The sequence below is a fragment of the Pseudoalteromonas sp. GutCa3 genome, assembly GCF_002836155.1.
In the GTDB taxonomy this organism is placed as follows: Bacteria; Pseudomonadota; Gammaproteobacteria; order Enterobacterales; family Alteromonadaceae; genus Pseudoalteromonas; species Pseudoalteromonas arctica.
Genome location: NZ_PJBK01000008.1, coordinates 1 through 261, shown reverse-complemented (window position 1 = coordinate 261; position 261 = coordinate 1). Strand labels below are relative to the sequence as shown.

At 44.1% G+C, this 261-nt stretch carries 2 tRNA genes; both read right to left on the bottom strand.

Annotation, left to right across the window (positions count from 1 at the left end):
- Positions 1–30: 30 nt before the first annotated feature.
- A tRNA-Ala gene (locus CXF64_RS00040) sits at positions 31–106 on the bottom strand.
- A gap of 50 nt (positions 107–156) precedes the next feature.
- Positions 157–233: transfer RNA gene (locus CXF64_RS00035), tRNA-Ile, on the bottom strand.
- Between the last annotated feature and the right edge of the window lie 28 nt (positions 234–261).

Here is a 261-nt window from a genome sequence, read left to right as displayed (position 1 = left end):
GATAAAGAATATTTATTTTTAAGAAGTAAGTGGTGGAGCTAAGCAGGATCGAACTGCTGACCTCCTGCGTGCAAGGCAGGCGCTCTCCCAGCTGAGCTATAGCCCCACATATGCTGGTACTTATTGTTTTAACCATCTTCTTAATTAGATAAGAAGTGGTGGGTCTGAGTAGATTTGAACTACCGACCTCACCCTTATCAGGGGTGCGCTCTAACCAGCTGAGCTACAGACCCAAAACAATAAGTGTTGTTCTCTTTACAA